This is a genomic window from Streptomyces sp. NPDC045701, from assembly GCF_056432045.1.
In genome coordinates, this window is the sequence record NZ_JBWKJV010000056.1 from 12,036 (window position 1) to 19,755 (window position 7,720).

3 protein-coding genes and 1 pseudogene are annotated in these 7,720 nt (G+C 68.2%); 1 reads left to right on the forward strand and 3 read right to left on the reverse strand.

What is annotated here, in order from left to right:
- Positions 1-94 precede the first annotated feature (94 nt).
- Complete coding sequence (locus AC07DW_RS29935) at positions 95-718, reverse strand: DUF305 domain-containing protein (protein WP_478860810.1); 624 nt, start codon at positions 716-718, stop codon at positions 95-97.
- A 120-nt stretch (positions 719-838) separates the two neighbouring features.
- Positions 839-1,252: a DUF6153 family protein gene (locus AC07DW_RS29940; protein WP_478860811.1), complete on the reverse strand. Its 414-nt coding sequence runs from the start codon at positions 1,250-1,252 to the stop codon at positions 839-841.
- A 411-nt stretch (positions 1,253-1,663) separates the two neighbouring features.
- Here AC07DW_RS29940 and AC07DW_RS29945 point away from each other — a divergent pair.
- Positions 1,664-3,021, forward strand: a pseudogene (locus tag AC07DW_RS29945) (IS1380 family transposase).
- A gap of 343 nt (positions 3,022-3,364) precedes the next feature.
- Here AC07DW_RS29945 and AC07DW_RS29950 read toward each other — a convergent pair.
- Positions 3,365-7,711 (reverse strand): RHS repeat protein, encoded by a 4,347-nt coding sequence (locus AC07DW_RS29950; protein ID WP_478860812.1) that lies wholly within the window; start codon positions 7,709-7,711, stop codon positions 3,365-3,367.
- Positions 7,712-7,720: the final 9 nt, after the last annotated feature.

A 7,720-nucleotide genomic window follows, 5' to 3' on the forward strand; every position in this document is an offset into this window, starting at 1 on the left:
GCAACCCGGGGGGGGTTGTGTGCCCGAGGAGGGAGGGGGGGGGGGGGGCCTCCCCCCCCCCCCCCCCCCCCCCCCCCCCCCCCCCCGGGGTGGGTCAGCTCTTGCCGAGGAGGTTGTTCATCGTGGTGATCTCGGCGGTCTGCGAGGTGATGATGGCGTCGGCCATGGACTTGGCGCCGGGGAAGGAGCCATCGGCCTTCTCCGTCTTCGCCATCGCCACGGCACCTTCGTGGTGCTTGATCATCATCTCCATGAAGGCGGTGTCGAACGCCTTGCCCGAGGAGTTCTTCAGCTTGTCCATCTCCTCGGCCGTCATCATTCCGCCCGTGCCGTGCATGGAGTGGTCCATGGCGCCCTCGGCGGGAACCTGCTCGCCCCAGGAGGTCAGCCAGCCCGACAGCGTCTTGATCTCCGGGTCCTGCGCCTTCTTGATCTCGGCGGCGAGCGTCTTGACCTCGGCGGACTCCGTGCGGGTGGGCGCGAGGCCGGCCATCTCCACGGCCTGGCGGTGGTGGGGGATCATCCCCTTGGCGAACGCGACGTCCGCGGCGTTGTGCTGGCCCTGCCCGGCCGAAGCCGGGGCGGTCGGCGACGCCGAAGCGTGGCCGTCGTGTCCGGCCGAGCTGTCGGCGTTCGACCCGCAGGCGGCGAGAACGAGAGCGGCCGTAGCGGCCGCGACAGCGGCGCCATGCCGGATGAGGGAACGGTTGGTGTTCATGATGGTGCAACTCCTTGATGCGCCGCCCGAGCGGGCGGGCCAGTGCGGGAATGAGGACGTACCGGACGCGGCATCCCCCGCCGGCACTGGGCCGGGGCAAGGAGGTGCCGTGCGGGCGTCCTATATCCGCAGGAGTTGCAGCTCGGCCAGGTCGGGCGCCGCCCGCCCGCTCTCGGGCATCCCGGCCGCGCTGCCGGGCAGCGCCACGGGCACGGGGGCCGCTTCGGGGGCCGCGGCCAGGGCGGGAGGCGAGTACGGAGCAGCAACACCGGCCGCCGCGCACGTGGCATCCGCATGATCCGCGTGACCCATTCCGCCATCGGTGTGCGAGCAGTCGCCGCCCGCCACCTGCTGGGCGGCTTCCTCGTGGGCCGTCGCCATGACGTGGCCACTGGCAGCCGCCGACGCCTTCGCGGGAGCGGGGCCCGGCCCGAGGCCGTGCATCGCCAGCACACCGGCCAGGACCGCCAGCACCAACAGCACGAAGCCGCGCCCGGCGGGGCAGTGGCTCGACGACTGCATCGTGCTGGTCATGCGGTCATCGTACGATCCGGACCGGCAGCCCCGCCTGCCCGTGCCGGCTGCAATCCACCGCCCCGGTGTCGGGAATACCGGCGATTATGCTTTCCGCGCCAGCTCAGCGGCCGTGATCATTTCGGCTACATCTGTACCGCAGCTACTCGCCCCCGCGGCCAGGTCTGAACGGCGTACACCGCGCCAAGTGCACCGGCGAGGCGCCGAGCAAGAGACGGAGCGCGGTCTCGGGCAGGTGCGGTTGGAGACGTGCGCCGAGGTCGCCGCCGATCAGCCCGCCTAGCCCTAGCCTCGCGCTTTCATGAAGCGGGCTGTCCGCCAGGCGGTCAGGAAAGCAGAAAGTGCCCCTGAGCAGCAAGAATGAGGATTGTCGAGGTCCTTGTTCCTGCCACCGCCGGAGGCACTTCCCAGGTGAAGTACTCTATCGGGTCCTACCCACGTGTCCGTGTCCAGGACGGCGGCCGCCAGGCCGTCTCCCAGGCCGGGTCGGTCCTGCTCGTCGAAACGGTCCGCAGGACCGGTGTTGACCAGGCCATATTCCAGGCTTTGGCTCCGTGGCGGAAGCCGCGGGCCGTCCACGATCCCGCCAAGATCCTCCTGGATATCGCCATGGCGGTCGCACTGGGCGGGGACTGCCTCGCGGGCGTTGCGACGCTGCGGTGTGAGCCGGCTGTCTTCGGCCCGGCCGCCTCCGACCCGGCCATCTCCCGTCTGATCGACACCCTCGCCGCATCCGGCGACAAAGCCCTGCAGGCCATCCGATCCGCACGCTCCGAAGTCCGGCATCGTGCCTGGCCGCTGGCCGGCGAGAACGCCCCGGACGCCGACGGCCGGGTCACCGTCGATCTCGACGGCGTCCTCGTGATCGCCACTCCGACAAGAAGGACGCGGCCGCGACCTGGAAGAAGACCTGCGGTCATCACCCGCTGACGGCCTTCGCCGGCCACGGACCGGGCGGAACCGGTGAGCCCGTCGCCGCCCTCCTCCGACCGGGAAACGCGGGCTCCAGCACCGCCGCCCAACTCGCCCTGGCCCAGCTGCCCAGGCACTACCGGCGAGGACGGCAGACCCTGATCCGCACCGACTCCGCCGGCGGCACCCACGACTTCGTCTCCTGGCTCGCGAAACGGGGCCGATGGCTGTCCTGCTCGGTCGGCATGACGGTCACCGAAGCGATCCGCGAACACGTGCTGAAGGTCCCCGCCTCGACCTGGACCCCGGCCGTCGAGGCCGGCGGTGAGGCCCGGGACGGGGCCTGGGCCGCCGAGCTCACCGGCAAGCCCCCGGACGGCTGGCCCAAGGGCATGCGGCTCATCTTCCGCAAGGAACGGCCCCACCCCGGCGCCCAGTTGCGGATCACGGATGCGGACGGCATGCGGATCACCTGCTTCGCGACCAACACCACCGGCCGGCCGATCGCCGAGCTCGAGCTGCGTCACCGGCTCCGGGCACGGGCCGAGGACCGGATCCGGGCCGCCCGGGCCACCGGCCTGCGCAACCTGCCCCTGCACGACACCGCCCAGAACCGGGTCTGGATGGAGATCGTCCAGATCGCGCCCGACCTGCTGGCCTGGATGCCCATGCTCGCGCTGACCGGCCGGGCGAGGCTCTGGGAACCGCGTTGCTGGCGATTCCGCCTCTTCCCCGCAGCCCGCCAGCCCGTCACCACCGGCCGGCGCAGGATTCTCCGCCTCGCCCGGCACTGGCCCCGGACCGGCGAGATCACCGTCGCCCCTGAACGGCTCGCGCTCCTGCCCAGCCCCGGCTGACCAGCAACCCACCGTCCCTGCGACAGCATCACCCGCCCCGGCCAGTGGAACCCGGCGCCCACCCGACGCGACAGCCGCGCCACCGGCCTGCCCACCATCAGCTCCGGAGAGAAAAAGGTTCCACCAACTCCGTCGGCGGACCCTCAAGAAAGATCGAGGCTAGTAGGGCTGGAGCCGCCGTGCAGGGAGACGACGTCGGCCAGGACGACGCGGACCGAAGCGGGCTGATAACCGCGCGCTGACCAGAGTGTTTCCCGAAGGCGGAAGCGGATGGGGCGACGACCGCGCCGTGGTCTTCGTCCACCTCACGATATCCATCGCGCTCGGTGCCCGATAGGCCGGACTACAGATCAACGCGAATGACCTCGAAATTTCTCGCATTCGCATAGATCTCGCCGAGCGGCTCGCTGAGAACTTTACCATAACTATTAATAAGATGCCCCTCATTCAACGTAATTACATGACGGACCGGACCGGGCCATGCATTATTTTCCTTGTCATAGTCGAAGACAAGTCCATAGATGTGCTTCTTTGGATTCCCGACAGACTCCACCACCTCCAGCGCTTGGTCGAGCGTATCAAAGCGGTCGGAAATAAGCCCTCCTACTGCCGCTGCGATTCCCGCACCGGCCTCATCCCGCCAATTCCCATAACCTGATACCGTTGTTAGTTCGTAACGGTCGATCAAGTCTTCCAGGGTGCTATTCCTGTCTCCTGTAAATTCGAGCGCCCTACTGTCAAATTCTGTCCCGGCATGTTGTTGACGCATGTAGCTGACTCCGCAGGCAAAATGAATAGAGCATCCGCCAGGGATGAGTCCCGAGCCCCGGATTCTTGAATAAATATCCTCCATATCATAGGGTGGCGCCGTTCTCCGCGTGTTGTCTTCAATCCATTGCGTCATTCTATTCCTGCTAGGGGTGCGAAATACCCCGCTCTTGAGGAGGGGAGTCGCCCGCAGGATGGCTTTCAGCGTGCTTGGGTGGGCAACGCCAAGCGTGCTTGGGTGGGCAACGCCAAGCGTGGTTGCTGCCGTCCGCTTGCCGAGGCTTGCGCCGGTGCCGATGGCTGTGCCGCCTCCGAGGAGGATGCCGGCGGCTCCGAGGGTGAGGGAGGCGATGTTGAGGGGGTCTTCGAGTTGGTTGCGTCCTGTGGCGAGGGCGGTGATGTCGAGGGTGGCGCCGGCGCCGTCGAGGGCGGCGCCGGCGAGGGCGATGCCGATGGCTGCGGCGCTGCCGCCGAGGCCGAGGGTGATGGCCGTGGTGATGAACGCTGCGGCGAGGGTGATGCCGTAGATGAGGTACTGGCCCCAGTCGGGTATGGCGGTGTTGCCCGACGGGTCGGTTTTCATGACGGGGTTGGCGTCGAAGGCCATGTAGCGGTTGTGCTGGGGGGCGTTGTCGCGGGTGGTGAAGCGTTTCTGGGCGGGGTCGTAGAGGCGGTTTTTCAGGTATTGGGTGCCGGTGGTGGTGTTGGTGTATTCGCCGGCGTAGGTGAAGGGGTTGGTGCCCGCGGCTGCGCCTGGGCTGACGGCTGCGGTCACAGCTGTGGTGGTGGGGGTGGTGTGCTGTCCGTAGTCGGTGTAGTGCCAGGCGGCGTTGATGTGGCCGCCGTCACCTGTGAGGGTGGTGGTGTTGCCGTGGCGGTCGTGGTGGAGGTAGCCGCCGCCGGTGGTGTTGGCCGTCTGGGTGATCTCGCTGGCCGCGGGGTCGGTGGTGGTGAGGGTGCGGGCTTCGCGGGTGGCGGCCTGGAGGTAGGAGCCGGTGACTACGGCAGACTGGGCCTCACCGCCCCTCTCACCCTCACCGCTGGTGGTGTGGGTGTCGTTGGTGATGGTGCCGGTTGTGGGGTCGTAGTAGAACCCGGTCACCGTCGCACCGCCGCCTTCCGCGCCTCCTTCTCCGCTTCGTTCTGCGCCGGGGGCGGGGGCGGGGGCGGGGGTGGTGGTGGCGGTAGCACGTGATCCGTCGGCCCAGTAGGTGTAGGTGGTGCGGGTGCCGTCGGGGGTGGTGACGGTGAGGGGCTGGTTGTGGGGGTTGTAGGTCCAGGTGTTCCCGTGGTGGTCTTTGGTCAGGGTTCCGGCCTGGTCGAATTCCTGGGTTTTCTTCTCGCCGTCGGTGGTGATGGCGGTCAGCCGGCCTGCGGGGTCGATGTCGTGCTCGGTCACGCTCTTCTTGCCGCCCTGGTCGTGGCGGGTGGTCTCGGAGCGGGTGATGTCGCCGGAGACGTTGAGGGTGTAGGCGGTCTCGGTGACCGCCTGGCCCTTGTCGTTGCTGACTGTGGAGTGGATGAGGCGGTCGTAGGCGTCGTAGCGGTAGGCGGTGTTGGTGACCGCCATGCTCACCCCGCCGTGCTCGTCTTTGAGTACCGTGCCGGTGTCGTTGACGGCGGGGCGGGTGTCGGTGCGGGAGGTGAGGTTGCCGTGCGCGTCGTAGCTGTAGGCCGTCTCACTCACCACAGACCCGTCCGCGCGCACGGTTTTCTCGGTCTTGGTCTGGCTGGCGTCGGTGAAGGTGTAGAGGGTGGTGACGCCGTTGCCGCGTTCCACCTTCTCGATCCGGCCGAGCTTGTCGTAGGTGTAGGTGACCTCGGCCAGGGTCTTGCCGTCGGTGCCGGTCTGCTTCGCCGAGTGCAGGGTGCCGTCACCGTTGTGGGTGTAGACGGTGCGCGCCCCGGCCGCGTCGACCGCAGCTGTGAGCTGTCCGTGGGTGTCGTATTCCTGGGTCAGGGTTTTGCCGTCGGGGTAGGTGACTTTGGTGACGTGGCCGTCCGCGTCGTAGGTGTAGGAGATGACCGTGCCCGTCTTGTCGGAGGGGTCGAACACCTCCAGTACCCGGCCGGTGGTCTTGTCGTAGGTGTAGGCCGTCTTCACCGTGGTTTTGCCGTCTGGGGAGACGGTGGTGGTTCCGGTGATCCGGCCGGTGGCGGGGTCGTAGGCGGTGGTGGTGACCGACCCGTCCGGGCGGGTCACCTTCTGCGCCTCACCCCGCTCGTTATAGACCGTGGCGATAACCCCGCCAGCGGGGTCCTTCTCCTGGACCACCCGCCCCGCCGCGTCCCGCTTCACCGTTGTCCCGGACCGCTTCTCCTCACCCGAGCTCAGGGTCTTGACCACCGGCCCGCCGGTCAGATCCGCACGGGGCTCAGCAGTGACCTCACCCCCGGGGAACGTTTCCGTGGCGGCCGGGGTGAGGGTGGCTGTGTCGACCGTGCCGCCGGCACCGTAGGCCAGGCGGGTGGTGACATCCCCAGAGGTTGCTTCCTGCTGCCGGCCCAGCCCGTCAAAGGACTGAGAAGCCGCGGGGACGGGAGTGCCGTCCGCGTGGCGGGTCGAGGAGGCGACCGTCCGGTCGGCAGCATCCAGCTTTTCGGTGGTGGTGGTCACCGTCTTAGCCGGGTCGCTGTCCCCGGCGGGCAGCAGCGCGGTGGTCTTGGTGTTCGCGACGTCGTCGTAGGAGAAGAGCTGTGTCATGCCGTTGGGAGCAACCGCCTTCACCGGCCGACCCAGCAGATCATTCGTGGTGACCGTTTTGCGCCCGGCACCGTCGCTGGTGGTGGCGGTCAGCCCGTCAGGCGAGTACTCCACCTGCTGCAGCATCCGCACCCCGGGATCACCGGTGATCCTCCCGCCGGTGATGTTGTCGGTCTTCTTCTCCACCCGCCCCAGCAGATCCCTGGTCTCCACGGTGACGTGCCCGTCGGGGGTGGTGAGCGTGGTGGAGGTGGGGGTGTGCGCGGCGGTGACGGCCAGCCCGTCCGGACCGGTCTCCTTGACCACCCGCCCCGCATCGTCATACACCGTCTTCGATGCCCGGCCCACCGTATCGATGGTTTCGACGACTTCGCCGGTGGCCAGATCGGTGACCTGCTTCACCGTCCCCGCCGGCGTAGTCACCGCATCAGTACGCGTATGAGCGCCTGTGTCGATGCTGGTGGTGTAGGTCTCGGTCAGCTTCTGCGGCCCCTCATCACCCTCCGGGCGTGCGCCCTCCGCCCAGGTGACGGTCTTCGATGCCAGCTCACCATGCTCATCGGTCTCGAAACTGGTGGTGGTGCGTGCCCTGGGGGTTTCGCCCGGCTTGTTGGCGATGGCTTCGGTGGTGGCGGCAACATGCCTGCCGTCGGGGGTGAGGGTGTTCCGCGTTTCGGCGACGGTGCCGTCGGTGCCGGTGGTGACCGATTTCACCGGCTGCCCGTAGGGCCCGTACTCGGTGCGGGTGACCGCCCCGGTCACATCCCGCCGCTCCACCTGCCGGCCGTGATCATCGAAGACGGCGGTCTCCGCAGTGGTCCGGGACTTGCCGCCGGGGCCCAGGTGCGTGACCCGTGCTTCGGTGGGTTTGGCGTAGTTCGCCGGCAGCGCTGACGGTGAGGGCGGCGTTTCGTCCTTCTCGCCTGTGTAGTCCATGCCCTGTTTGTGCAGGCTGATCCGCTTGTCCCCGGCGATCAGGAACGTTTCGCGTTCCTGAAGAAGGTGCAGCTTGTTGTAGGTGGAGCGGACCACGGAGATGCCGTCGGACAGCTCGGTGGCGTACCGGTAGCCCTGGGCTGCGGTATCGGCGGCGTCGAACAGGCCGAAGGTGGTGTGCTGGTACTTCGGGAACCCGGTGTGGTTGTGCAGCTGCCCGTCCACCGGCACCAGGGAGAAGCTCTTCGGCGCGACCAGGTCCTTCCCGCCCCGGTCGGTCACCCGCACCGT

What these genes read in the sequence shown, in the direction of transcription:
- AC07DW_RS29935 (WP_478860810.1), bottom strand. Translation starts at nt 718, where the DNA reads ATGAACACCAACCGTTCCCTCATCCGGCATGGCGCCGCTGTCGCGGCC.
- AC07DW_RS29940 (WP_478860811.1), bottom strand. Translation starts at nt 1,252, where the DNA reads ATGACCAGCACGATGCAGTCGTCGAGCCACTGCCCCGCCGGGCGCGGC.